25 protein-coding genes, 1 tRNA gene and 2 pseudogenes are annotated in these 24054 nt (G+C 40.6%); 16 read left to right on the top strand and 12 right to left on the bottom strand.

The features are described from left to right. Positions 1 to 102: 102 nt before the first annotated feature. The 5 genes from IAR63_RS11315 (at position 103) to rsgA (ending at position 3997) form a co-directional block, all read left to right on the top strand. Complete coding sequence (locus IAR63_RS11315) at positions 103 to 288, top strand: hypothetical protein (RefSeq protein ID WP_187705347.1); 186 nt, start codon at positions 103 to 105, stop codon at positions 286 to 288. A 240-nt stretch (positions 289 to 528) separates the two neighbouring features. After that, positions 529 to 1224: a nucleotide exchange factor GrpE gene (gene grpE, locus IAR63_RS11320; protein ID WP_407927138.1), complete on the top strand. Its 696-nt coding sequence runs from the start codon at positions 529 to 531 to the stop codon at positions 1222 to 1224. Positions 1225 to 1520: 296 nt separating this feature from the next. Continuing rightward, positions 1521 to 2651: a molecular chaperone DnaJ gene (gene dnaJ / locus IAR63_RS11325; RefSeq protein ID WP_187705349.1), complete on the top strand. Its 1131-nt coding sequence runs from the start codon at positions 1521 to 1523 to the stop codon at positions 2649 to 2651. A 10-nt stretch (positions 2652 to 2661) separates the two neighbouring features. Beyond that, complete coding sequence (locus tag IAR63_RS11330) at positions 2662 to 2913, top strand: sulfurtransferase TusA family protein (RefSeq protein ID WP_187705350.1); 252 nt, start codon at positions 2662 to 2664, stop codon at positions 2911 to 2913. A gap of 25 nt (positions 2914 to 2938) precedes the next feature. Beyond that, positions 2939 to 3997, top strand: coding sequence for a small ribosomal subunit biogenesis GTPase RsgA (rsgA, locus tag IAR63_RS11335; RefSeq protein WP_187705351.1), 1059 nt, complete (start codon positions 2939 to 2941; stop codon positions 3995 to 3997). Here the strand turns inward: rsgA and IAR63_RS11340 are convergent. From IAR63_RS11340 to IAR63_RS11355, 4 genes are all read right to left on the bottom strand, one after another. Beyond that, positions 3998 to 4069: transfer RNA gene (locus IAR63_RS11340), tRNA-Asn, on the bottom strand. Between the two features lie 120 nt (positions 4070 to 4189). Then, positions 4190 to 4738, bottom strand: a complete 549-nt coding sequence (locus IAR63_RS11345) for an NYN domain-containing protein (RefSeq protein WP_061546595.1) — start codon at positions 4736 to 4738, stop codon at positions 4190 to 4192. Between the two features lie 114 nt (positions 4739 to 4852). Next, on the bottom strand, positions 4853 to 5518 hold the full coding sequence (locus IAR63_RS11350) for an energy-coupling factor ABC transporter ATP-binding protein (protein ID WP_096546615.1): 666 nt from the start codon (positions 5516 to 5518) through the stop codon (positions 4853 to 4855). Position 5519: 1 nt separating this feature from the next. Continuing rightward, complete coding sequence (locus tag IAR63_RS11355) at positions 5520 to 5807, bottom strand: UPF0367 protein family (RefSeq protein WP_096546613.1); 288 nt, start codon at positions 5805 to 5807, stop codon at positions 5520 to 5522. 303 nt (positions 5808 to 6110) lie between these two features. Here IAR63_RS11355 and psbD point away from each other — a divergent pair, with 303 nt between their 5' ends. Next, a complete protein-coding gene (psbD, locus tag IAR63_RS11360; protein WP_006276274.1) occupies positions 6111 to 7166 on the top strand; it encodes a photosystem II D2 protein (photosystem q(a) protein) in 1056 nt (351 codons plus the stop codon). Positions 7167 to 7239: 73 nt separating this feature from the next. Here psbD and IAR63_RS11365 read toward each other — a convergent pair whose 3' ends face one another. Beyond that, positions 7240 to 8673: a phospholipase D-like domain-containing protein gene (locus IAR63_RS11365; RefSeq protein WP_187705352.1), complete on the bottom strand. Its 1434-nt coding sequence runs from the start codon at positions 8671 to 8673 to the stop codon at positions 7240 to 7242. A 134-nt stretch (positions 8674 to 8807) separates the two neighbouring features. On the opposite strand from IAR63_RS11365, the gene IAR63_RS11370 reads away from it, so the two are divergent. The 6 genes from IAR63_RS11370 to IAR63_RS11395 all read left to right on the top strand — a co-directional run bounded on the left by IAR63_RS11370 (position 8808) and on the right by IAR63_RS11395 (position 13244). Beyond that, positions 8808 to 9956 carry a cysteine desulfurase family protein gene (locus tag IAR63_RS11370; RefSeq protein WP_187705353.1) on the top strand — a complete coding sequence of 383 codons (1149 nt, stop codon included), beginning with the start codon at positions 8808 to 8810 and terminating at the stop codon, positions 9954 to 9956. Positions 9957 to 10075: 119 nt separating this feature from the next. After that, complete coding sequence (locus IAR63_RS11375) at positions 10076 to 10312, top strand: hypothetical protein (protein WP_235678251.1); 237 nt, start codon at positions 10076 to 10078, stop codon at positions 10310 to 10312. A gap of 115 nt (positions 10313 to 10427) precedes the next feature. Further along, a complete protein-coding gene (gene petP / locus IAR63_RS11380) occupies positions 10428 to 10622 on the top strand; it encodes a cytochrome b6f subunit PetP (RefSeq protein ID WP_187705355.1) in 195 nt (64 codons plus the stop codon). A gap of 74 nt (positions 10623 to 10696) precedes the next feature. After that, positions 10697 to 11797, top strand: coding sequence for a Get3/ArsA fold putative tail anchor-mediating ATPase NosAFP (locus IAR63_RS11385; RefSeq protein ID WP_187705356.1), 1101 nt, complete (start codon positions 10697 to 10699; stop codon positions 11795 to 11797). 18 nt (positions 11798 to 11815) lie between these two features. Continuing rightward, positions 11816 to 12862, top strand: a complete 1047-nt coding sequence (chlG, locus tag IAR63_RS11390; RefSeq protein WP_187705357.1) for a chlorophyll synthase ChlG — start codon at positions 11816 to 11818, stop codon at positions 12860 to 12862. A gap of 103 nt (positions 12863 to 12965) precedes the next feature. Beyond that, on the top strand, positions 12966 to 13244 hold the full coding sequence (locus tag IAR63_RS11395) for a hypothetical protein (protein ID WP_187705358.1): 279 nt from the start codon (positions 12966 to 12968) through the stop codon (positions 13242 to 13244). 20 nt (positions 13245 to 13264) lie between these two features. On the opposite strand, the gene IAR63_RS11400 is transcribed toward IAR63_RS11395, so the two are convergent. The 4 genes and pseudogenes from IAR63_RS11400 to IAR63_RS11410 all read right to left on the bottom strand — a co-directional run. Further along, positions 13265 to 14560, bottom strand: a complete 1296-nt coding sequence (locus IAR63_RS11400) for a vWA domain-containing protein (RefSeq protein ID WP_187705359.1) — start codon at positions 14558 to 14560, stop codon at positions 13265 to 13267. 108 nt (positions 14561 to 14668) lie between these two features. Beyond that, positions 14669 to 15790, bottom strand: coding sequence for a hypothetical protein (locus IAR63_RS11405; RefSeq protein ID WP_187705360.1), 1122 nt, complete (start codon positions 15788 to 15790; stop codon positions 14669 to 14671). 105 nt (positions 15791 to 15895) lie between these two features. Beyond that, positions 15896 to 16051, bottom strand: a pseudogene (locus IAR63_RS18445) (cytochrome d ubiquinol oxidase subunit II); the annotation flags it as partial. Further along, a pseudogene (locus IAR63_RS11410) lies at positions 16050 to 16548 on the bottom strand (cytochrome ubiquinol oxidase subunit I); the annotation flags it as partial. The pseudogenes IAR63_RS11410 and IAR63_RS18445, both read right to left, overlap by 2 nt. Positions 16549 to 16741: 193 nt before the next feature. Here IAR63_RS11410 and IAR63_RS11415 point away from each other — a divergent pair. Together IAR63_RS11415 and IAR63_RS11420 are read left to right on the top strand one after the other, a co-directional pair. Next, a complete protein-coding gene (locus IAR63_RS11415; RefSeq protein ID WP_187705361.1) occupies positions 16742 to 18133 on the top strand; it encodes an IctB family putative bicarbonate transporter in 1392 nt (463 codons plus the stop codon). Between the two features lie 17 nt (positions 18134 to 18150). Next, a complete protein-coding gene (locus IAR63_RS11420) occupies positions 18151 to 18612 on the top strand; it encodes a DUF29 domain-containing protein (protein WP_187705362.1) in 462 nt (153 codons plus the stop codon). A 39-nt stretch (positions 18613 to 18651) separates the two neighbouring features. Here IAR63_RS11420 and smpB read toward each other — a convergent pair whose 3' ends face one another. Beyond that, complete coding sequence (gene smpB, locus IAR63_RS11425; protein WP_096546657.1) at positions 18652 to 19119, bottom strand: SsrA-binding protein SmpB; 468 nt, start codon at positions 19117 to 19119, stop codon at positions 18652 to 18654. Between the two features lie 302 nt (positions 19120 to 19421). Between smpB and IAR63_RS11430 the strand changes: the two genes are divergently transcribed. Further along, positions 19422 to 20117, top strand: coding sequence for a response regulator transcription factor (locus tag IAR63_RS11430; protein WP_096546655.1), 696 nt, complete (start codon positions 19422 to 19424; stop codon positions 20115 to 20117). Between the two features lie 13 nt (positions 20118 to 20130). Here the strand turns inward: IAR63_RS11430 and IAR63_RS11435 are convergent, their stop codons facing one another. Both IAR63_RS11435 and IAR63_RS11440 read right to left on the bottom strand, forming a co-directional pair. Next, positions 20131 to 20604, bottom strand: a complete 474-nt coding sequence (locus tag IAR63_RS11435) for a low molecular weight protein-tyrosine-phosphatase (RefSeq protein ID WP_096546653.1) — start codon at positions 20602 to 20604, stop codon at positions 20131 to 20133. 60 nt (positions 20605 to 20664) lie between these two features. Further along, positions 20665 to 21603 (bottom strand): putative bifunctional lysylphosphatidylglycerol flippase/synthetase, encoded by a 939-nt coding sequence (locus IAR63_RS11440; RefSeq protein WP_187705363.1) that lies wholly within the window; start codon positions 21601 to 21603, stop codon positions 20665 to 20667. Positions 21604 to 21713: 110 nt separating this feature from the next. Between IAR63_RS11440 and IAR63_RS11445 the strand changes: the two genes are divergently transcribed. Next, complete coding sequence (locus IAR63_RS11445) at positions 21714 to 23966, top strand: FdhF/YdeP family oxidoreductase (protein WP_115539054.1); 2253 nt, start codon at positions 21714 to 21716, stop codon at positions 23964 to 23966. The last annotated feature ends 88 nt before the right edge of the window (positions 23967 to 24054 follow it).

The raw sequence follows: 24054 nt of genomic DNA on the forward strand, positions 1-24054 counted from the left end.
CTGTTTTTAGCTTTTTTACCGAAACAAGGGATTCTACTTTAGAAACATTATATACTACATTTATAACAGTGTAGTTTTTATTATCCTTCAAATACTCTACCTTTGATTAAAACACGTAAAAAGTCTGTAAGGTTGGTAGCCCTTAGCTTTCAAGCAGGGGCGGAAAACCGACTCAAGCGGATTTATCCGCAGTCAAGTATTGACACCTATCAGTCAGGATGGTATGGTAAAGAAAAATATGGACAATATTTGGAGTTGATTCAAGTGGAGTCAGTAAGGCGTTTTTGACTGCGCCAATTAGAGCACGCTTGTAAAACAAAAACGGTTCTAATGAACCTCCGTCTCTTTAGAGCGTAGAGAAGTCAATTGCCATATATAAACACCAATTGTATAATGTTCAAGTGGTGGTTGTTGAACAGGCTCCTCCCGCAAAATATACAAATAGTCAAAACGGGCAAAATCATCGTGTCGTCGAGACCTGAGGTTTTTGTCCGATTTTTAGGTAAATTAAGTAAACCATATTAGTTAGTGATTGGAAGAACCAATAGAGGTAAAGCAATGACAGGCGACTACCCAACCGGGATCAATTCTCAAGAATCTGACAGCACCGTGAGTGACCATCAACCTCCGGATGCGAATTTGTCGGAACAATCTACCGTCGGCGAGGAAAATGGTGTCGCTGCAGTGGAAGAAGTAGTAGATAGGGATCTAATTACTCAACTAACTCAACAAAATCAGTCTCTAAAGGCTCAACTTGAGGAGCGTAGTTCTCAGTACATGCGAATTGCAGCAGATTTTGAGAACTATCGCAGACGGGTCTCCAAAGAAAAAGAAGACACAGAAACACAGGTGAAAAGAAACACAATTATGGAGTTGTTACCTGTGGTGGATAACTTTGAGCGAGCAAGGGCACACCTTAAACCACAAGATGATGGTGAAATGACAATCCATAAGAGTTATCAAGGAGTTTATAAACAGTTGGTAGATTCCTTGAAGAAAATGGGAGTGTCACCTATGCGTCCTGAAGGTCAGGAATTTGACCCAAATCTCCATGAAGCAGTTATGCGAGAACAGACAAGCGAACATCCCGAAGGAACTGTTTTAGAAGAGTTGGTTCGCGGCTATTTTTTGGGCGATCGCGTGCTGCGTCATGCCATGGTGAAGGTAGCTGCTGCCATAGAGGATACATCTACGGAAGAAAAAGGCCAGTCAGATCAGGATTAGACACAGCAAGTCAACCCGGAGATTACCATTTATCTCCGGGTTGATAAGTTCGGGAACAGATGACGGATTTCCACACCTACTGGTACGGTTACTTCCTGTAAGAGGTGGGCTGGTTTTTGTCACGGTAGGTAGCACAATTATAATATAGAAGGTTTAATGTTGCACCTATCAATAACTTTCGTGAAAGACCGATTATAGGTTATGGTTAAGGTGTAATAAGTTCATTAACAAAAATTAACTATTGTCCGTCTGAATTCCAATTTTGCTCTCTTAGTTCTTACTCTTAAGCATAGTATATGGCCCGCGACTATTATGAAATCCTAGGTGTCTCCCGTGATGCCGACAAAGAACAAATTAAACAAGCTTATCGCCGTCAAGCCCGGAAGTATCACCCAGATGTGAATAAAGAACCGGGGGCGGAAGAAAAGTTCAAAGAGATTAACCGTGCTTATGAAGTGTTATCAGAAGCGGACACGCGAGAGCGCTATAACCGATTTGGGGAAGCTGGAGTATCGGGTGCTGCTGGATTCCAGGACATGGGGGATGCTGGGGGGTTTGCCGACATATTTGAAAGCATTTTTAGTGGTTTTGCTGGGGGAATGGGGGGACCTACTCAACAGCAAAGGCGAAGAGGTGGACCGGTTCGTGGTGATGATCTCCGATTAGACCTGAAGTTGGAATTTCGGGAAGCGGTATTTGGTGGGGAAAAGGAAATTCGTATTGCCCATCAGGAGACCTGTGAGGTGTGTGGTGGAACGGGGGCCAAACCAGGAACCCGTCCCCGCACCTGTGGTACATGTAGCGGATCTGGTCAGGTGCGCCGCGTGACTAGGACACCCTTTGGCAGTTTTACTCAAGTTTCTACTTGTCCTACCTGTAATGGAACAGGCTCAGTTATAGAAGATAAGTGTGAGTCCTGTGATGGTAAGGGAATGAAGCAGGTAACTAAGAAGCTGAAAGTGACAATTCCCGCAGGTGTGGATAACGGAACCCGTCTGCGCATTTCTCAAGAAGGAGATTCCGGTCAGCGGGGTGGTCCAGCAGGGGACTTATATGTTTATCTGTTTGTTAATGATGATGAGGAATTTCAACGGGATGGAATTAACATTCTTTCGGAGTTGAAAATTAGCTATCTACAAGCAATTTTGGGTTGTCGAATAGATGTGAATACTGTGGATGGTCCGGTGGAGTTAACTATCCCCCCTGGGACTCAACCCAACACAGTGATGAAACTGGAAAATCGGGGAGTACCTCGGTTGGGTAATGCGGTAAGTCGAGGGGATCATCTGCTGACAGTGTTAATTGATATTCCTACCAAGGTCACTCCCGAGGAACGAGAACTACTGGAAAAATTGGCTAAGATTAAGGGAGACCGCACCGGTAAGGGTGGTTTGGAAGGTTTCTTAGGTAATCTATTTAAAGCATGAGTGTGTGAACATGAGCTTGTCCTTTCTGATGACCCCTGATGACCAATTGGATTTACGTGGGACCCCTTGTCCTATTAATTTTGTACGGACGAAGTTGCGCCTGGAACAAATGTCTGATGGCAGTTTACTCGAGGTATGGCTGGATCCAGGTGAACCAATTGAGCAGGTTCCCGACAGCCTGACTATGGCTGGGTTTCAGGTAGAAAATATTACTGACAAATGTGAGTATTTTTCCTTATTAGTACGTCGTCCCCCAGCCTGATGATATCATTAAACTTTATGAGATTATGACAGGACATAGGATTGCTACCAATCAAGAGTTGGTGGGTACGGTCTTGGCTGTGCAGGCCAATTTTTATCGTGTGCAGTTACAGGGGGGACTAATTCCCACTCTCCTGTGCACTCGCAGAACCAGATTGAAGAAAATTGGTCAGCAGGTAATGGTGGGGGATCAGGTACTGGTGGAAGAACCTGACTGGATGGGGGGAAGAGGTGCGATCGCTGATGTTTTACCGCGAAAAACTGAATTGGATAGACCAGCGATCGCCAATGTAAATCAAATTCTATTAGTTTTTGCACTTGCGGATCCCCCTTTGGAACCTCTACAGTTAAGTAGATTTTTAATTAAGGGCGAGTCTACTGGTATAGATCTTCGGTTATGTTTAAATAAATGTGACTTAATCCAAGAGGATGAAAGAAGGGCAATTGGCGATCGCTTAGAGAGTTGGGGATACAAGCCAATTTTTTTGAGCGTCCAAGAGGGTATGAATATTGAGGAAGCTAGGGAATATTTAAAAAATAAAATCACGGTAATTGCTGGTCCTTCCGGTGTGGGGAAGTCCAGTTTGATTAACCAATTAATTCCTCAGGGAAACTTGAGGGTGGGAAAGGTTTCTGGTAAGTTGGCCCGTGGTCGTCATACCACTCGTCATGTAGAATTATTCGAGTTACCCAATGGTGGTTTGTTAGCGGACACCCCGGGGTTTAATCAACCAGATTTGGGTTTCATTCCAGAAGAGTTAATCTACTATTTTCCCGAAGGTAGAAAATTGCTAGAGAAGGGGAGTTGTAGATTTAGTGATTGTTTACATCGAGACGAACCAGGTTGTATAGTCACTAGCGATTGGGAAAGATATGAACACTACCTGGAATTTTTGCAAGAGGCGATGGCCTACCAAACCTTTTGTCAACAGCAGTCTGACCCTGAGTCAACCCTGAAATTAAAGACTAAAGGTCAGGGTGAGAATCATTACGAGCCAAAACTGGAAAGCAAGAAATATCGACGGGTTTCCCGTAGGGTGCAGGTACAAAACCTCCACCATTGGTATACAGAAAACCAGGAATAACTCCCCAGGCCGGATTCGAACCAGCGACCAATCGATTAACAGTCGATCGCTCTACCGCTGAGCTACTGAGGAAAACTCATCATGTTTAATAATACTAAACCAACATTCAGACAATGTCAAGTACCTCGGCGAAAATTTTTTCATTGATTTGCCAATTTTGTTTTTCAGCGATGGACTCACACAGAACCAAGCCTACAGACCCATTCTTAGACGAATTAACTTTTGTCTAGCTTCATCATTTATAGAATGGGACAAAAATCTACCTTTAGATTTTTTTCGTGATTGGTGTTGATTACGCATCTGACAAACCTTTGCTTCTACCTGGTTACATAATTGTCTGGCTGATAACCACTCCGCACCATAGCCCTGAACTACTAACTGTTGGGCCCGGTCTGAAGTGGCCACAATCACACGAGAAACTAAACATTGTGCAACTTGGTGACGTAGACCCGCACAGACCTTTTCGATATAGGTATCAGCAGTCTGTCCAAACTCTGTATAGTGGACGGTGAGGAAATCAGTAATCATTTCCCTATTGCTGGGGGTATTCTGATAATGGGCGTCAAAAACTATATGAGACTCGTATCCTTCAAACGCGCTATAGTTGGTGATTAGTTCCACCAAATGGTCGCGAGCTGCTTCCAAGCTGGAATCATCACGGGTTTTTTTGAGACAAGGCCATGAGCCTATAATGTTGTAGCCATCCACCAGCAGAATGGATGGAATAGTAGAAGGGGGCATGGTTTCTAATCACAATTACTAAAATAGACAAAAATCATCCATAAGATTCATAGTAATTGAAGAATTGAAGCAATGCTGATTACACCATGCTACAGAGAACAAAAAAATCTGCTTTCATTGGGATCCGGTTAACCGCTGTTTCAGGAGTTCTGGATCCCCAGCTGCTACTAAAACCCCCTGTTCTAATAAAAAAGCACCATCACAATAATTCAACTCCTCTAGTCTATGGGTAACCCACAAAGTAGCAATAGACCGAGCTTTCACCAATTGACGCACAGTCGTCACTAATTCTAATTGACTATCAGGGTCTAATAAAGCGGTGGGTTCATCCAATAATAAGACTTCACAATGACGAGCGATCGCTCCAGCAATAGCCACACGCTGTTTCTGTCCACCAGAAAGGGCATAAATGGGTCGGCGTTCCACAGAGAGCAAATTAACCGCTTGCAAAGCGTCCTCTACTCTGGCCCTAACCATAGGAGTAGAAAGTTTTTCCCCGACCAGTCCAAAAGCCACATCAGCTCCCACAGTAGGCATAACTAACTGGTGATCGGGATTTTGGAAGACAAAACCCAGAGGAGATAGAACATCAATCCTACCGGATTGTGGAACTAATAAACCGGCAATTAACCTCAAAAGAGTTGACTTCCCACTACCATTAGTCCCTAAAAGCATCCAAAATTCACCTTTAGGGACAGTAAGAGAGCAAGATTTAATTGCCTGCTCTCCATTAGGCCAAAAGAAGTTTAAATGTTCAACTTCGATGCCTGATGATGTCATCTTATACCTGAGTTTCCTCCTTAACGGTAAAGGCGGCAAAACCAGGAAGTTTGCCACTACTACTAGCAACACCATCCTTCTGGATGATTTGTACTCCCGAAATTTCACTGGCTAGGACAGCAATTTTCTTTTCAGTTTTGCCCTCACACTTAAGTTCCACAATAGCAGGACTGCCAGATCCCATAGCCGCCAAAATCAGTTGGTAAACAGCCTCGGCATCTTCCGCTGATTTACGCTGTACTGACATAGAGAAGGCGGTGTTTCTAATGCTTATGTCGATAGTAAACATTTACAAATAATTAAATTTGACTGATCGTAGGAACTATTCTAACCTGTTCATAGCCATCCTACCGCTGTTCTGTCAGGGGAAAAAATTAAAAAAAATTAAGGAAAATTAAAAAAAACCAAAAAAAAATTTATTACCCCTAGAAAAATTAGAGATTTGCACTTATGATAATTTACAGACAGTAAAAAATTGTAAACTGGATTATACAGTCCAGTTGAAAGTCCGCTTGGGGAAGGTCGTATTATAACCATCTACAACCGTCCACACGCTTTCTAGAATCGTAATTATAAGATACGGAGATTTTCCATGACTATTGCAGTTGGACGCGCCCCTTCCAGAGGGTGGTTTGACGTGTTAGATGACTGGTTAAAACGCGATCGCTTTGTATTTGTAGGTTGGTCAGGAGTATTACTATTTCCCTGTGCCTTTCTAGCTTTAGGCGGTTGGTTAACCGGTACTACTTTCGTTACATCTTGGTACACCCATGGTTTAGCTTCCTCCTACTTAGAAGGAGCTAACTTCTTAACAGTAGCAGTATCCACCCCTGCAGACAGTATGGGACACTCCCTATTATTCCTGTGGGGTCCAGAAGCTCAGGGTGATTTTACCCGCTGGTGTCAACTGGGTGGTTTATGGCCCTTTGTTGCTTTACATGGTGCCTTTGGATTAATTGGCTTCATGTTGCGTCAATTTGAAATTGCTAGACTAGTAGGTATTCGTCCTTATAACGCCCTGGCATTTTCTGGTCCGATTGCCGTATTTGTTAGCGTTTTCTTGATGTACCCCTTGGGACAATCCAGCTGGTTCTTTGCACCTAGTTTTGGCGTAGCAGCCATATTCCGCTTCCTATTATTCCTCCAAGGTTTCCACAACTGGACCTTAAACCCCTTCCACATGATGGGTGTAGCAGGAATCTTAGGTGGAGCTTTACTATGTGCTATCCATGGTGCAACAGTAGAAAACACCCTATTTGAAGATGGAGAAGGTTCCAACACCTTCCCCGCATTCAATCCTACCCAATCAGAAGAAACCTACTCCATGGTGACAGCAAACCGTTTCTGGTCACAGATTTTCGGGATTGCTTTTTCCAACAAGCGCTGGTTACACTTCTTCATGTTGTTTGTACCCGTTACCGGATTGTGGATGAGTGCTGTAGGGATTGTAGGTTTAGCATTAAACCTGCGAGCTTATGACTTCGTATCCCAAGAACTACGGGCAGCAGAAGACCCAGAGTTTGAAACATTCTATACCAAAAACATTTTATTAAACGAGGGTATCCGAGCTTGGATGGCGCCCCAAGACCAACCTCATGAACAGTTTGTGTTCCCCGAGGAAGTATTGCCACGTGGTAATGCTCTGTAAGATGTTCACAATTCAATAAGGTATTCAATAAACTCCATCTCTATCTTTATCAACAAGATAGAGATTTTTTTTGTTAAAGATTTTCTCTTTGTGTTTCTACTGGCAAACATTCTTGTATTTCCTGGTCTATTTTAGCTTTGATTGCAGAAGGTAATTCTGGTTTAATAGTTTGGTAAAGACGATGGAATTCCCTTTGAAAATGTGCTGCTACCGTGGGATTTTCCACAATAATTAAACTTTCATCATTGTTATGATTTGCAGCTTCTGACCAGTTATGAGAACCAGTAATTACTATTTGCTGGTCAATAACTGCAAACTTATGATGTAGTACATCCCCTGGTAATAAACTGGGTACTCCTACCGTGGTAATAGGATTTTGCCAGGGGCGATTATCCTTTTCATATTTACAGTTATCACTAATAGATATACCCATCATATCTAAACCTTCACTGTAGTAGCGGTAAGCAAATTGAGCATCTATTAAAGCTCGGATATTAACATTTTGATTATGGCGATTTTCCAAGATGTTGGCAATTTTTTGGTCAGAAAACACAAATAATGCCATATCTATATTTTCAATTGCCATATTAAGAGTTCTACCGATTAATCCATTAGTAGACTTGCTCCAGATTTGGGTACGGGAAAGAGGGGAAAACTTTACGGTTATTTGGCTATTACCTACGGTAATCTTTTGCCACGAACGCTGAGGTTTTTTCAGTCCGAATTTGCTATCTAATTTACCTCCTGGTCCATCACCCCACATAATGTTAAATTCTTGGGTGAATAAATTGGCCAGTTCTGGACTGTTAATTTTCACTAAGTTATTAGCATTGCCGAAACTATGGGGATTATTCACATCTCCAAAAGTATCACTAGGGGTGAAATTGGCAGAACTAATAATCACGAATTTACCATCTATAACCATAAACTTATGGTGCATTAAACCACTACCTTTAGAACCATCAGCAGTATCATCTATCCAGGGAATTTGGCTATTCTGAATCATGGCTATGGCATCTCGTTGTTTAATTTCCTCAGAGGTAATTTTCTCGTCTTTATTAATATCTATAAGGGATCTCAATGTTTGGTGTTGGTTCTTCTCTCTCCAAGGTAACTTTTGTACTGCCCGAGAGTTTAAATCTTGCCAAGGAAAAGAATACTGGTTTTCTAAGATTAACCTAATTTGCACACCAGCCCGTTGTTTTTCTATTAATGATTCGGCAATTTTTGGTAATCTTAATTCCTGCACAGCTACATCTATGGTGGATTCTGCTTGTAAAATGCTATGGATGATTTGTTTTTCTAAATCATCCCCTAAACGGGTTTGCAAACGGTAGCTTTCTTGATACTCTGAAGATTGGGCATGATTGAAGTAAACTTGAATCAATGGATCCTGGGGTAGGGGTGGTAGAAGCTGACGGGAGGATGGGATTTTTTGACAACCACTGATGGTGGAAACAAATAAGAGGATATAAAAGGAATTTTTCAACTTAGATGGTATGGACATAGTCAGCTGATAAAATTTTTAAAAAACATTCCTAAAGCCATTTTTAAAAACAAGTATCACCGTTATACAATATGTTATTATAGGGCAATACAGCACTTCTGGCCACCTTTCCCCCCACTATTAATGCTAATGCTATGCAAATTTATTTAGATTACAGTGCAACTACTCCAACCCGTCCAGAAGCCATTGCCATAATGGAATCAGTGTTAAAAGAACAATGGGGTAACCCCTCCAGCTTGCACCAATGGGGTAATCGTGCAGCATTAATTTTGGAAACTGCCAGAATACAAGTAGCAGGGTTAATCAATGCTGTTCCAGAATCCATCATTTTCACTTCGGGGGGAACTGAATCAGACAATTTAGCAGTTATGGGCGTGGCACAATATTATCACCAACCTCAACATATCATTATCTCCAGTGTGGAACACTCGGCAATTTCGGCACCCATAAGCATGCTGGAAAGTTGGGGTTGGCAGATTACCCGGTTACAAGTGGATAGAAAAGCTAGGGTTAATCCGGAAGATCTAAAATTAGCCTTTAGGGATAACACTGTTCTAGTATCTATCATTTATGGACAAAGTGAAGTGGGTACGGTGCAACCCATATTGGACCTGGCTAAAATAACTAAGTCAAACAATGTTTTATTTCATACTGATGCCGTACAAGTTGGCGGAAGATTACCATTAGATGTCAATAGTCTACCAGTAGATCTATTAAGCTTATCTAGTCATAAAATTTATGGTCCTTTGGGTGCAGGTGCTTTATATGTTCGTCCAGGGGTGGAGTTAATACCCCTACTAGGTGGAGGAGGTCAAGAGAATAATCTCCGCTCTGGTACACAAGCACTACCAGCTATAGCAGGTTTTGGGGTAGCTGCAAAATTGGCAGGTCAAGAACTGGAAATAGAAAGACCACGATTAATTCAGTTGCGCGATCGCCTGTTTAGTAAGTTAGCAGATATTCCGGGTTTAATTCCCACGGGGGACATGGTGGAAAGATTGCCACACCATGTTAGTTTTTGTATAGAGTATGCGGACGGAGAAAAAATCAGTGGTAAGACTCTAGTACGTCAGTTAAATTTAGCTGGTATTGGTATTAGTGCGGGTGCAGCTTGTAACAGCGGTAAATTAACTCCCAGTCCAGTGTTAGTGGCCATGGGTTACGGTGAGAGATTGGCTTTAGGAGGAATTAGATTAACCATAGGGAAAGAAACCACAGTAGCGGATATTGATTGGACTGCTGCAGTCTTGCAGCAAATCTTACATAGATTGTTGAGATATTAACCAACCAGCATTTTCTGGATCATGGGTAAATGGTTGATTTTTGTGGTTCATATTTTAGTTCAAGAATTAAGTATTTGATATATTATGGTTTTATTAATACCAAAGAAAAGGTTGAATCTATGACAGCCAAAGACTTGTTCAACAATCATGAGGACATTACTGATCCCCGCCACAAAAAAAACCATCAGTTTACTATCAGCGCTAAAGCTGAGAGTGGAGAACTCTACACTGACTTAGATCATGATCAGTGGAAAGCATCCATGGAGGCAATGTATCAACACAAGAATACTAAAATTGTCTTTGAAATGAGTGAAAAAAGCATGACTGCAACAATACAAGGGAGTTGGGAATGGTGATTTACATAGTTGGGTTCTGGAACCTCTGTTCCCGAAAAATTTTCACGAAAATGCTGTCTGTAAATAAGGTACTAGATTCAGGTAAAATAAAATTTGGACTATTGGAGTGTCACCTATGAAAGTTGGACAGGAAGTAAAAGTGTTTCGTTTGCGCGATCGCGTATCCTCTGATATAGCTGGAAAATTAGGGAAGGTTGGTGTCATCGAGGATTATAAAATAACCGATGGTAGTGGTGTGGGTTTTGTAGTTACATTTGAGGATAAGACCAGCACTTGGTTTTTTGAGGATGAACTCAAACCAGTCTCCTAAATATACTTCAAAGCATAAGCTAAAATCTCCTAGTTAGTGTTAAATTGGAGTTGACAGTATTTGGAACTTACGCGATGGCATTGATACTAACATTTTTAGGTAAAAATGGTATTGGTCGCAGCAAAATAGCGATCGCTGCGGCCCGGTTTTTGGCAAATCAGGGAAAACGGGTACTTCTAGCAGGACTAGCGGATCCCACACTACCGATTTTATTAGGAACTAGTCTATCTGTGGACCCTGAACAAATTGCTCCTAATTTAGAAGCAGTGCAGTTTCAGGTCTCTGTTATGCTAGAGCGAAATTGGGAAGAGGTAAAAAAGCTAGAGGCACAATATCTACGTACGCCCATTATTCAAGACGTGTACGGACAGGAATTGGTAGTATTGCCAGGTATGGACAATGCTCTAGCGCTCAATGCTATTCGTGAATATGATGCCAGTGGCAAATATGACGTAATTATCTATGATGGTACTGGCGATATTTTTACCTTGAGGATGCTGGGAATGCCTGAATCTCTTAGCTGGTATATTCGACGTTTTCGTCAGTTGTTAGCGAATTCTGATTTAGGTAGGGCAATTTCTGAGTCACCACTGATTCAACCGGTAATTACTAGCCTGTTTAATGTGAATTGGACTGCTGAAAACTTTGCTCAGCCAGCTAACCAAATCAATAACTTTCTTGATCAGGGGAAAGCAGCCTTAGCTGATCCTACTCGTGTCTGTGGCTTTTTAGTGACAACAGCAGACTCTATTGATGTAGCCAATGCCCGTTATCTTTGGGGGACTGCCCAACAAGTTGGTTTAACTGTTGGGGGAATAATTCTCTTATCTGCCGATACAAGCAATAATTTATCCACAGAGTTTGCTCCCTTACCCGTTAGTATGGTTCCCGATATATGCTCGGGAAACTGGCAACCAATGATTGATGCTTTACCAAACTTTGTTGAACAAGCAGCTAAGGCTCCTAAGCCGATAGAAATAGACGTACATAATAAACAGGTACGACTGTTTTTACCAGGATTTGACAAAAAACAGGTGAAACTAACTCAATCTGGTCCGGAGGTGACCATAGAAGCAGGAGACCATCGCCGCAATATCTTTTTACCCCCAGCACTTAGTGGTAAACCCATTACCGGAGCTAAGTTTCAAAATAGTTATTTGATTATTTCTTTTTAAAAAGATTAAGTAGGTCTTATGTCTGAATCCGCCCCTGTAAATCACAATTCTCAGCCCCCAACAGTGGAATCCATAAATCAAGAATCCATAGATACAGAAAATTCAGGAGAACGCACATCTAAAACTCGTCAACTTTTAGGAATGAAAGGTGCAGCATCCGGAGAAACATCCATCTGGAAAATTCGGTTACAGTTGATGAAACCTATTACCTGGATTCCCTTAATTTGGGGCGTGGTCTGTGGTGCAGCTTCTTCTGGTAACTACAGCTGGAGCTTAGAAAATGTTTTGAAAGCAGCACTTTGTATGTTACTTTCAGGTCCCTTACTAACTGGTTACACCCAAACCATTAATGATTATTATGACCGAGAAATAGATGCTATCAATGAACCTTACCGCCCGATTCCTTCCGGAGCAATTTCTGAAAAACAAGTAGTTAGTCAGTTTGTAATTTTATTATTATTGGGTTATGGAGTTGCTTATATTTTAGATATATGGGCAGGTCACACATTTCCTAATGTTTTGATGCTGTCGGTTTTTGGCTCTTTCGTTGCCTATATTTATTCAGCTCCTCCATTGAAGTTAAAACAAAATGGTTGGTTGGGTAACTATGCTTTGGGTGCTAGTTATATTGCCTTACCTTGGTGGGCGGGTCATGCTTTATTTGGTGAATTAAATTGGAAAATTGTGGTTCTTACCCTATTTTACAGTTTGGCTGGTTTGGGTATTGCTATTGTCAATGACTTTAAAAGTGTGGAAGGCGATCGCCAGTTAGGTTTAAATTCATTACCTGTGATGTTTGGCATTCAAACTGCGGCCCTAATTTGTGTGGTAATGATAGATTTATTCCAAGGTTTAGTAGCAGGTTATCTAGTCAGCATTCATGAAAATCTATATGCGGCAATTTTGGCATTATTAATCATTCCCCAAATTACTTTCCAGGATATGTATTTCCTGAGAGATCCTATCGCTAATGATGTCAAATATCAGGCCAGTGCCCAACCGTTTCTAGTTTTGGGAATGCTAGTTACCGGTCTAGCACTGGGCCATGGGGGAGGTGTTATGTGATATTAGTCCTTGGTTATTAACTGAATATTCTCCGAGGTATAAAGCTGACGGAAGATAAAACGCCAGATTAACCCCACAATGCTACCTTACTGGACTTGTTACCATGTTAAATTTATTTTCTGCTCTGATTCAGATAATTGACATTCTACAACCATTGTTAATCCCTATTTGCTTTGTGATGGCATGGAGTATAATAGCCCTACTGTTAGTAAATTTGTGGACTGCAACTAAGGATACCGTAGAAATCGCCCAAAAAATGCACCAGATCCCTTGTCCCAATTGTCAGTTCTTTACCAATAATTATCGTCTCAAATGCACGGTTAATCCTTACACAGCTAATACCGAAGCAGCTATTGGTTGTAAGGACTATACTGGCAATTAGGAACAACAACTAAACTAGCACTAATTCGCTTGTGCCTCCCGCTTGAGATATTCTCCCCAGTAATAAAAGGGAATTATTCCCCCAACTACTACAATAAACAATATGGATATGACCATAAATAAACGGTTTGCAAAAGGGAGCGATCGCCCAAATACGGGCATAATATATTCAATTGACTTTGAGTCACCTTGACTATTGCCATCTTTCACTCGTACCTGGACTTTATGTAAAGTTCCTCGTTCTGCATTGGGTTGGATATAGCTAATTTGGTATTCTCCTAATAGGGCGTTGAGAAACAATTGTAAATTCTCTGCTATTGCTTTCTCGTCTCCAGAAAACTCTGAAATTCCACCGGTCAACTTAGCAATTTCTGCCAATCTTGTTTGATCGACAAATTCTGCTTCAGGAACCTTACCTGCATTAACATCTTGACGGGTAGCTGGTCGATTGAGTCCATATTTTGCCCCCAATTGTTCTGGTGTTAATCCATATCCTAAAGTGTGTACAGTAATATTTTCATAATCTTTCAAAAGGGATTTTAATTCACTAAAATCTCGATATTCATTCATGGCATTGTGATAGCCATCGGATAACAGAATGATTGATAGTCTTGGTGGGGAAGCTGATGAATTTTCTGGTAGGGTAAACCGGGGGTCTTCTGGATTACCTAAAAACTGCAAGGCCTTCTTTAAAGGTTGATATAAATTGGTAGATCCACAAGGGTTCAAACTAGATAAATATTCCAAACTATTTTGCAGTTTAAAATCACTAGCTGATATAAATTTGTCCAACGTATCCTTATCTACAGGATATTCTGGACAATTTTTCCCCGCTTCACCAAAGGGAACTATGGAGATTTGTGTATCTCCTCCCCTCTCACTAGAAACTTTAGCAAATTGCCCAATTGCATTAATTGCACCTGTGATTTTCTTACTACCACCACTATCTGTCTGATTCATGCTACCACTAAAATCTAGTAAAACAATAATCCAAGCGGGGGGCGGTACTGTTTCTTCTGGACTTTTCCAGTCCTTGGGTTTAAATTTGAGTTTTTTGCCATCCAGTTTTAACTCAAAATTATTTCTCTGTAAACCCATCACTGGCCTACTTTCTTCTCCTAACACTTTGATTTTAATGGTAACCCTATCATCTTTAATAGTAGGACTATCCACAATCTCAGCCTTTTTAATTCCCGCTAAGGTGGGACTAATTAAACTGCTGATTAAAAACAAAGATAGAGTCAAAGATTTGCCAATTAAACAAGTTTTTAACCGGAAATAACTCCATATGTAATTTTTTTTAACTAGATTCAACATTTCTACCTCCTAATATTGGGTTAGTCCTTATTCTTCCTCATATTGACTTTGAATTTCAATATGAATTAACACCCACATTTCTTCCCCATTAACTTGGGTACAGCTATATTATGCCTGGGGATCAAGAAAACGATTGTAGTAGACAAAACGATAATATTTCTCTTGCTTGACACCTGCTTGATTAACTGTGTATAAAGTCAATAGGTAATTATGCCTTAAAGAAACTTGGCGATTGTGCCTGAGGGTAACCCCATTAACTGCGATCGCCTGGAAAAATTCACTATCAGGAATCAAATTAGCAGCTCTTTTTTGTATTTCAATATCGGCAATGTGGGGAGGTAATCCAGGAATGGTAATATCTGTATTCATGCTATCAGATCCTATTCTGATTCTTCCCCTAGCAGGTAGTTGAATAGATAAACCTTCTTGAATCTCATTGGACTTAATATCATTAGTTTCTTCATTTTCTTCCACATTGTTAACAAATGACAGTTGATGGCTATTACTATTAATCAATGGATAGGAAAAATAAGATTGATCTTCTGTTAGAACATCTTGGGTATCTTCTCTAAAGTCTTTATACTCAAAACCTTTACCTGCTCGTAAAGCTGCAATATAACTAGGAGAATTAGTCACACTAAAAACCGCACCCAATAATAGGCCTAGAATGCTGAAACCAATGATGTCTTCTATACTCTTCAAATCTGGTGGCATTTTACCCATAGCCAAACGGACTATTTCAAATAAAACTGCTGCGATTAAACTTGCTCCACTTGCAGCAATAACACTAATTTTCAGTCTTTGTTGCAGGCGTTTTTTCCCTGATGCTTCCATGCTGTGCCAACGCCAAGTTAAGCCCTCCGCTAAACCAACGGAAACCCCGATTAATAACCATCCTAGGGTTCTAACAATAGGAGTAGGTACGCGAATCACTGGCCAAAACAGAATTTGCGATATAATACCAGCCACTAAGCCAGAAATAATACCTAATCCCGTGGCAATTAATAGAGGTGGTTTAGCAGTCTCAAAACTGCGTTTCACCCTAGTAGGATTACTGATGAATATTTCGTTGAGCACCATACTACAGGAAAGGGAAACTGCTATACAGGGAAACAGAGTAATTTCTGGATATTGGGGAAACAAACCTAGGTCAGTGATGAAAAACTGTCCTATATTCCAACCCAGCAGAGCGGAACTGATACCAGCTAAAAGATAAAGGTAAAGTTTCATAATACGTGTAATCGCAGTAGTTTACCGCTATTATTGCCTAAGCTTTTTGTGCTCATCAAATAGACTACTCTAGTTTGCAGATCTATATGATGAGCAATTATATCACTACTCCTGGTTAATAATTTTGCCTCGAAATACTACGTAGTTATAAGTGTTATAAAACAAAACTACGGGAATAAGAAAACTGATAAGTGTCAACATAAATACCAAAGAACTTGGTGCTGCTGCTGCTTAATAAATGGTCACACTGGGAGGAATGATTGGCGATCGCTTGGAAGTAGTCTTTAACAACAAACTTACCGGAGAAGCTTAACGCCTGCTGGGGTCTGTAGCCAAGAATTTGCTGATAGAATCCAGAAGGTAGAGAGATTAGCTCCAAAAGCCACTAGAATGGTGGATATCCAATGAATAACTGGTGGGACTCGATCCCAGCCAAATAGCATAAATGCCATTGTGCCTTCAAAACCCAGGACGGTACCAAAAAAATCTCCCACTTACTCGGAAAAGGGTGCCCAAGAACAAATTGGAATGCCATCGTTAACCCAGATGCAACACCAATGCCAAAGTTGAGAACATATAATTTAGACCAGAAGCGGGCGTGGTGGTAGTATTCTAGGCTGCGAGTTTTTAACCACAATCCCTCGATTACCACTAAGTATATGGCCATTTGTTAGCACTGGCCAGAGCATGTGGAATATTGCGGTTAGTGTAAACTGTATGCGTGACAATGTTACCGTGTTCGAGATGAGTTCTTCCATTGCTGTAGTTAAAATGATGTTAGTTACTGTCAGTCTGTATTGTTTAGTGTTATAGCTAAAGCTATAATTACAATTAGAACTATTACCACCATAGTTTTAGTTTATGCAAGCGACACCATGTCAAAATTCATAGAAATTACAGATTTTCTTTGGGATCGTCAGTTTTAACCTAATTTTGTGGGTATCACCATTTATGAATTTACTTTGGGAAAGATTTACACTATCCTCCTTACCCCTAAAAGAATATGTCAATACTAGCTATCTACATAAGTTGGTGGGTATTCTAAGTCCTTGGCGTCAAACCAGCTGGCTGATGCAATGGGGAGATATGCTCTCTGCTGCTTTAATCAGCCTAATTTACGGATTGTCACCTTTTGTGTCTAGCACTTTAACTGGAATATTGCTACTAGCAGCTGCAGCATTATGGTTAATATTAACTATATCAGATGAAACTAATCTATCTAAAATTTCCTTTACCCCAATTCATCTGGTGGTTCTGCTCTATTGGTTTATCACCGTGGTCTCAGCGGGTTTATCCCCTGTCAAAAAGGCAGCTTTTAGCGATTTGGCAACTTTAACACTCTATTTACTGCTTTTTGCCCTGTGTGCTAGATCCCTGAGAATTCACCGCGTTCGCACCTGGTTAATTACCCTGTATTTACATGTATCCCTCCTTGTTAGTGTATATGGCATTCGACAATGGTTTTTCGGGGCTAAGGCCTTGGCTACCTGGGTTGATCCAGAATCAACTTTATCTAAAACCACTAGGGTTTACAGTTATCTAGGTAATCCCAATTTATTGGCTGGGTATCTCATCCCCGCAGTGGCTTTAAGTTTAGTGGCCATTTTCGCCTGGCACGGTTGGATTAGAAAGTCTCTAGCCGTAATTATGTTAGCCGCAAATGCTTCTTGCTTGGTTTTGACCTTTAGTCGCGGTGGCTGGATCGGTATGCTAATCGCTATTTTGGCTGCTATGCTGTTGTTAGCTTATTGGTGGAGTGTACAACTGTCTCCATTTTGGCGCACTTGGTTATTGCCAATTCTACTGGGAACTTTTATCGGCGCTCTTCTGCTGGCAGTAATTTTTGTTGAACCAGTTAGACTGCGATTGGTTAGTATTTTTGCTGACCGTCAGGATAGTAGTAATAATTTTCGCCGTAATGTCTGGGATGCAGTTTTGGAAATGATTCGCGATCGCCCAATTATTGGTATTGGTCCAGGACATAATTCTTTTAATAAAATCTATCCCCTTTACCAACGTCCCCGCTATAGTGCTTTGAGTGCCTATTCAATTTTCCTAGAAACAGCTGTAGAAAGTGGTTTTGTTGGTTTGTCTTGTTTTATCTGGTTGATTATTGTCATTATCAACTCAGGACTGGTTCAAATGCGCCAGTTTCTCAAGGTGAGAAATCAGGATGGACTTTGGTTAATAGGAGCGATCGCGGCTATATTTGGTATGCTAGGTCATGGTACTGTAGATACGGTATGGTATCGTCCAGAGGTGAATACTCTTTGGTGGTTAATGGTGGCCATAGTGGCTAGCTACTGGAATCCCTTGACCGAAAACCGTGGAGAAATAAATTAGGACGGAGCATATCGCCTATGAACTCTGAAGTTCCTCCCCAATACGAACAAGACTTTTATGGTTGGATTCAATGGCAACTCAGAGCAATTTCCCAAAGACAAGTATCTCAACTGGACTGGGAAAATTTGCAGACGGAGTTAGAAGGGTTGGGAAGACAGGAATATCGGGAACTAGTTAGTCGTCTTACGGTTTTGTTGGGACACCTGCTCAAGTGGGAATACCAACCGGAGAATCGTTGTCGCAGTTGGTTTCTAACTATTAGAGAACAGCGCCGTGCTATCCACCGTCATTTTCAACGTAATCCCACCTTAAAATCCCGCATCCCCCACGCTTTGGAGGATGCTTTTGAAGGGGGAGTTGATTTAGCTCTACGAGAAACTAACCTACCATTGAGAACTTTTCCCCAAGTTTGTCCCTACCAGTTTGAACAAGCGATTTCCCATGGATTTATGTGCGATACTAGTCAAGACTGGCAATAAGAAAAACAAGGTGGAAAACTATCCACTCGATTAGTGCAATTAGTAATTCTTCATCGCCCGCTGAATATCACGCTGATCTTGACGACGCTTTAAATCTTCCCGTTTATCATGGACTTTCTTCCCTCTGCATAAACCAATGCTGATCTTTACCCAGCCCCTTTTGAAGTACATTTTTAATGGGATCAAGGTTAAACCTTGTTGTTCCACTTTGCCTATCAGCTTACGAATTTCTAGTCGGTGTAGGAGCAGTTTTCGGGTGCGTCTCGGCTCATGATTGAAATATTGTCCACTGGCTGTATAAGGAGAAATATGAGCATTGATTAGCCATGCTTCTCCATTGCGCAGCAAGGCGTATCCATCCTGTAGGTTGACTTTACCCGCTCGTATTGATTTCACTTCCGTACCAGTTAGCTGAATTCCTGCTTCGTAGGTTTCTAGGATTTCATACAAATAACGGGCCTGTCTATTATCACTAATAATCTTGTAACCTTCGTTTTTATCACTCATTGAAAATTTTACTTCTGTACTGTAAAGAAAATATACCTGACAAGTACGTGTAAATACTCGTCATTTTATTTGCCTAATTTGCCTGCTAAGACCAATATGAGTTCAGAGCAACACTATAACATTATATTCTTAAATAGTGTTGGTATGAAGTAACTATATCTTTGACTATACTAGTAAATCATCTTTCTGGGGAATGGCGTTAATTTCCTAAAAGTGGTAAGTGTGCTAAGTTTAGATATATATTCTTGTTCAATTATTATCTTTAAATATTCCGTAATAAAAATGCTGGGGATCCGGTTTTAATGCCTTTAAAAATCCTTGTGGTCGATGATGACATTGGCACTAGTCTCTCGATTAGTGATTATTTGGAACTGTGTGGGTATTCCGTACTGACAGCTGATAATGGTGAAAACGCCCTATCCATTATAAAACAAGAACATCTGGATTTGATGGTGACAGATATTATTATGCCACGTATGAATGGTTATGAATTGGTTCGTCAAGTACGTCAAAACATTGAGTTTCGTCTGTTACCTGTTATTCTCTTGACTGCTAGAACCAAAACTCAAGAGAGAATTCTCGGTTATCAGTCGGGATGTGATTTATATTTACCTAAGCCTTTTGAGTTGGAGGAGTTGGCCGCTGCTATTCGTAATCTGTTAGGGCGATCGCAAATTATTCAATCGGAATATTGTTTATCCAGTCAGATCCCTGGCAGTTTTTCCCCTGATGATAAAACCAGAGCTGTTTCCCCATCTATTCCTATGATTGAGACTTTAAATCATCCGGACTCTCACATACTCATGTCCATAAGTACCAGAGAACGAGAGGTTTTGGAGTTGTTGACTCATGGGCTATCTAATGCAGAAATTGGCAGTAAATTATATTTGAGTCCACGTACAGTAGAGAAATATGTCAGTAGTTTATTGAGAAAAACTTCTAGTAATAACAGAGCTGAACTGGTAAGATTTGCTATAAAGCATGGTATAGTAGATTAGTTGAGGAATGGGATTATTGATTTTTTATATGTTTTAACAGTCCATTACAAGCATCCATAAGTAAATCTATTACTTGATTAAATCCCTCCGGTCCTCCATAATAGGGGTCAGGGACTTCCTGGAAACTATGTTCAGAGCAAAAGTCGCACATAAGACGGACTTTGTGATGATACCTTCCTGAAGGGTCTAGAGAAAGAATATCTCCATAGTTATGTTTATCCATAGCCAAAATCAGGTCAAAATCCTCAAAGTCAGATCTTTGGAACTGACGGGCTTTTCCAAGTAGGTCAATACCCAATTTAGCAGATGCTGCCGCGCTCATTCTTCTATCGGGTGGACTGCCAATGTGATAGTTGGAAGTACCAGCTGAATCGCAATGAATTTCATTACTTAGACCTGCTTTATCGATCAGATAATTCATAATATTCTCCGCTGATGGAGAACGACAAATATTGCCAAGACAGACAAAAAGTAACTTAGATGACATGATTTAGGAGTTTAGCAACAGCACCATAGTACCACCGGATGGGCAAATTTAGCAAAAAAACTAGATTAGGTAGCCAATACCAGCACCAATTGTTTCCGCTAAAATGCTGATAAGACGATACAATGCGATCGCGCTAAGTAGGATAGCAGGTGGGAAAACATCGTCTAGAACCAGAATAGCAGTGGCTTCAAATACACCTATACCGCCTGGAGCACCAGGGATGATTAGACCCAAAACCCAGGACAGACTAAAAGAACCCATTAATACAGGGATTTGACTCATATCCACATTACTGACAGCAGAAATAGTTAAAATAAACCCTGTTCCCCGTAAGTATACAAATATCAATTCACCCATTAAAGGTAATAAAGGATAGTGCTCAAGAATTAAATTATTAATGGGCTGAATCGAGGAATTTACTGGAAGGGGAGTTTTCTTAGGTAACTTAATTTTACTCTTTATCTGATATAGTATGCCCAGTGCGGGATTTAGGACCGCTGGATGTATGGCACCTAGCAGTAGACATAAACTGATAAATTGCAGAATTTGGGGTGGAATATGATTAAAAGTAAGAGATATAAAAGATAATTTATTAGGGAGTAAAATAATATTAAATAAAGCTGCTGTAGCCATGAGTAGGGGTTCTAACAGGACACTCAAGGTGGCTACCAGTGTGGGAATATTGGTATTTTTAGCTGTTAGTATTCTTCCATAATAATGCCAAACATTTCCAGGCAAATATTTAGCGACATTAGTTTTTAAATACACTCGGATAAATAGACCAGTAGGTACAGACTGATTTAAATCTTTCAGAATCCATGTCCATACCCACCCCGCCCAAGTGTGTGCAAGTAATGTCACTATGGTGGCTAGAATCAAAGTTTTCCACTTAATTGTAACTAGACTCAGAGAGTTCACTTCCAACCAATGATTTTGGAGAGTTTTGGCTAAAAAAAGCAAAGTCACTCCAAAAACAACCCAGCGCGAGAATTTCGCCATAATCCTAATATTATCTACAATCTTCTTTTGCAGTTACTTGTTAGTCAACGGAATTCAACTTAATGTCCTATACTATAAGGTACTTAGGTCAAGAAATTGAGTTAGATTTTATGGATGATTTAACCGCAAATTCAAAATCTCCCTCCGGAGGAGGAATACCTGTAATTCAATACTGGGTAGAAAAAACCCTCACCCCCCAAGGACCTAAATTATGGCAAACCCTGAATCATAAAAGTGCCTGTTTATCCTGCGCCTGGGGAACTGGTGGACAAAAAGGCGGATTTGTTAATGAGTCGGGAGAATACTTACAACGTTGTGCTAAAAGTGTAGAGGCGATCGCTGCTGAATTGCAACCGGGAATCAAACTAGAATTTTTTGAGCAGTACACTATTAACGAATTACAACAACTTACTTCCCAACAATGCGACAAATTGGGTAGATTAACCTATCCACTTATTCTCAGATCTGGAGCATCCCACTATCAACCTATCAGCTGGTCAGAGGTTTATCAAATTGCTCGAAAATCTTTCAGTATCACACCACAGAGAATTGCCAGTTACAGCTCTGGGCGTTCTTCTAACGAAGCAGCTTACCTGTTGCAATTATTCATGCGATCGCTGGGGAGTAATAATTTAGCTGACTGTTCAGATTTGTGTCACGCTCCTTCAACCGTGGGGTTAAAGCAAGTTTTTGGTTCTGGCACTTCCATGGTCAGTTTAGAGAGCTTAAAACACAGTGACTGCATAGTTTTAGTTGGATCTAATGCGCCTGCTAATCATCCAAGATTAATGAACGAGTTAATCAAATTACGGGACAGGGGAGGTAAGATAATTATTATCAATCCCCAGATAGAAGTTGGCTTGGTCAAATTTGGTTCTCCTGCTTTTCCCATCAAATTACTACTCACTGGTGGTTCGGATATATCAACTTTATATTTACAGCCTATTCCTGGTAGTGATGTTGCCCTATTTGTTGGTTTGCAAAAATCCCTAATTGAGCAAAATTTAATTCAAAATAACTACCTACAATCTCACACAAAAAATTGGCAAGAAATCCTAGATTATGCCCAACACACATCTTGGGAAGAAATTACTAAAACCTGCGGATTATCTCAGGAAGAAATTAGTGCAGCAGCTTATTTAATTGGTAAATCAAAAAACGTAGTTTTTGCCTGGGCAATGGGTATAACCCAACATAAGAACGCAGTCGAGAACATATTCAGCATTGCAAATACTGCCTTGATGACAGGTAATGCTGGTAAAATCGGAGCGGGAACAATGCCCATTCGGGGCCATTCCAATGTTCAAGGATTTGGCTCTATGGGTGTAACTGTAAACTTGCGGGAAGAAGTTAGGGAAGCACTATCCCAATTGCTGGGAAAACCCCTCAATAATACCCCTGGCTATCATACCCGTGATTTAATCACAGCAGCAGAAAAAGGTCGGGTAGATACCCTGTTTTGTTTGGGAGGCAATTTATATGCAGCTAATCCAGATTTACAACAGGCTAAAAAGGCATTATCTGAAATAGAAACTATATTTTATGTGGGGACAAAACCCAATCTAGGACATTTTCATGGATTGGCAAAGGTTCAGACCCTAATCTTACCAGTTTTTAACAGATTTGAAAATCCCCACCAGACCACTACGGAATCGGGAAACAATTTTGTGCGATTAAATGATGCAGGTAGAACACATCTATCTTCCCGGGAGTCTGATTTAATTTCAGAAGTAGAGTTAATTACAGAAATTGCCCATATTTCCCATCAAGAAGGTCCAATCAATTGGCGTAAATTGCAAGATCCAATCTATATCAGAGAACTTATCGCCAAAACCATTCCCGGTTATCAAAAAATTGGGCAGATTGACCAAACTCAAGAAGAATTTACCATTGATGGGCGAGTCTTTTCAGAACCAAAATTTAATACTCCCGATGGTAAAGCACAAATGTTTGTCACAACCCTACCACAATTATCTTTACCAAATAAATCCTATTTTGGAGTTCCAGAAAATCATCCGGGAACTGTTTTAATACTGGGAACTGGACGCAGTTATGGTCAGCATAATACCGTGGTATATCGTGATGAAGATAAGTATAGAAATATGCCCCATCGCCATTGTATTTTGATGAATGCTGAGGATATTGCCGCAGCAGGATTCAAAGAAAATGATCGGGTCACAGTTAAAGGTAATGCGGGGGAACTAAATAGCATTGAAGTTATTTGTGGTAGAATTCGTCAAGGCGTGGCATTTATGTTTTATCCAGAGGCAAATCTGTTATTTAAAGCAGAAATTGATATAAATAGCGGTACACCTGCATATAAAAGAGTGCCTGTGCTAGTTTATGGTGCTTATCGCTCTTAACAGATGGCTACGTCTACACGTAAGGTAAAATCAGGTAATAGTTAAGAAAAGATAAAATACCCTTGCTATCAGACCAAAGTTTGTAGTT

The organism is Cylindrospermopsis curvispora GIHE-G1, from assembly GCF_014489415.1.
Classification (GTDB): Bacteria; Cyanobacteriota; Cyanobacteriia; order Cyanobacteriales; family Nostocaceae; genus Raphidiopsis; species Raphidiopsis curvispora_A.